The following is a 1,972-nucleotide window of genomic DNA, read 5'->3' on the forward strand; positions in this document are numbered from 1 at the left end:
GTCCATGATGATCTTGCCGGCGAGGTTCGGGGTCCCCGCTGCGGCCAGCGCGGCCAGCGAGCCGGCGCCGTTGGTGGCATTGACGATCAGCTCGGCGCCGGATGCCGCGTCAGCAAAGGCGGCGACGTCGACTCCGGCGTTTGCGGCGTGCCACTCGGCGAACGGCGCGGTGCCCATCATGTCCGGCTCGGTCCGGGCGAGCGTCGCCTGCGGGTCGCGGGTGCCGATCACGACGTCGTGCCCCAGCCCTGCCAGTGCGCCGGCAATCGTGCGCCCCACCATGCCGGTTCCCAGTACTGCAATCTTCATGGCGTCCTCATTCTGAAGTCGTGTAGTAGACAGGTTCGTCTACGTGTGGGCATGACGCTATCAGACAGACCTGTCTACGGCAATAAGAGCATGCCGACGCCCCGTCCGCTCTTTCTCAGCTGACAAAGTTTGAAATCTGTCAGCTGATTGTTGTATGGTCATCGCATGACAACTTCTACTCTCGGCACCCCCCGCACCCTGGGCTCCACCGGCCCCAGCACCGCCGCCATCGGCCTCGGCCTGATGGGCATGTCCGATCTTTACGGCCCCGCCGACGACGCCGAGAGCGTCGCCACGATCCAGGCCGCCCTCGACGCCGGCGTGACCCTGCTGGACACCGGCGACTTCTACGGCATGGGCCACAACGAAATGCTGCTGCGCGAGGCGATCCGCGGCCGTCGGCGCGAGAGCGCCCAGATCAGCGTGAAGTTCGGCGTCCTGCGCGATGCCCGGGGCGGATGGAACGGCGTGGACACCCGTCCGGTGGCCATCAATAACTTCCTGGCCTACACCCTCCGGCGCCTCGGCACCGACTACGTGGACATCTACCGGCCGGCCCGCCTGGATCCGTCCGTTCCGGTGGAAGAAACCGTGGGAGCACTGGCCGAGCTCGTGCAGCAGGGCCTGATCCGCCACATCGGCCTCTCGGAGGTGGGCGCCGACACCCTGCGCCGCGCCAACGCCGTCCACCCGGTCTCCGACCTCCAGATCGAGTACTCCCTCCTCTCCCGTGGCATCGAGCAGGACATCCTGCCGGTGGCCCGGGAGCTGGGCATCGGCATCACGGCATACGGCGTCCTGTCCCGCGGCCTGGTTTCCGGCCACTGGCCGGCCGCCGGAACTGGGAACCGGCGCGATTTCCGGGCCCACCTGCCCCGGTTCTCCGGCGAGAACCTGCAGCGGAACCTCGAGCTCGTCGAACGGCTCCGCGAAATCGCGGACCGCAAGGGCGCGACCGTCGCCCAGCTCGCCATCGCCTGGGTCCTCTCCCGCGGCGAGGACATCGTGCCCCTCGTCGGCGCGCGCCGCCGCGAGCGGCTCACCGAATCGCTGGGAGCAGCCGAACTGGACCTCTCCGGCGCGGACCTCGCGGAGATCGAGGCCGCCGTCCCGGCCGACGCCGCCGCGGGCACCCGCTACGACGCAGGCCAGATGGCCATGCTCGACAGCGAACGCCGGTGACCCCTGCCGCCGTCGTCCTGACGGAAGAGCGCATCCTCGACGCCGCGGAAGACGTGCTGCGGCGCTTTGGGCCGGCCAAGGCCACGGTGGTTGACGTCGCGAAGGCCCTGGGCGTCAGCCACGGCAGCGTGTACCGGCACTTCCCCACGAAGGTGGCGCTGCGGGACGCGGTGGCCCGGCGCTGGCTGGACCGCCTCGCGGAGCCGCTGGATCCCGCCCGCGATACGGACGGCCCTGCCGCGGAACGCCTGCTCCGCTGGCTCGAACGCCTCGCGGCCATCAAGCAGGGCATGGCGCTGAACGATCCGGAGCTGTTTGCCACGTTCGGCCAGCTGACCGCCGAGGCGCGGGAAGTGGTGGCGGCCCACGTTGACCACCTGGCCGCAGCGCTCACCGAGATCATTGCCGACGGCGTCAGCAGCGGCGAATTCGCCGTCCCGGATCCGGTGCCGGCCGGCCGCGCCGTCCTGCCCGCCACGTC

General features: G+C 70.0%; 3 protein-coding genes. 2 read left to right on the forward strand and 1 reads right to left on the reverse strand.

All coding sequences use genetic code 11. The annotated features are described in order from the left end of the window. A partial coding sequence (locus tag LQV45_RS28520) for an NAD(P)-binding domain-containing protein (protein WP_230010327.1) occupies positions 1–309 on the reverse strand: 309 nt, incomplete at its 3' end. Positions 310–474: 165 nt separating this feature from the next. On the opposite strand from LQV45_RS28520, the gene LQV45_RS28525 reads away from it, so the two are divergent. Both LQV45_RS28525 and LQV45_RS28530 read left to right on the forward strand, forming a co-directional pair. Continuing rightward, positions 475–1,491: an aldo/keto reductase gene (locus LQV45_RS28525; protein WP_230010329.1), complete on the forward strand. Its 1,017-nt coding sequence runs from the start codon at positions 475–477 to the stop codon at positions 1,489–1,491. Further along, on the forward strand, positions 1,488–1,972 hold a 485-nt coding region (locus tag LQV45_RS28530), incomplete at its 3' end, for a TetR family transcriptional regulator (protein WP_230010330.1). The genes LQV45_RS28525 and LQV45_RS28530, both read left to right, overlap by 4 nt.

The organism is Microbacterium sp. Bi128 (assembly GCF_918698205.1).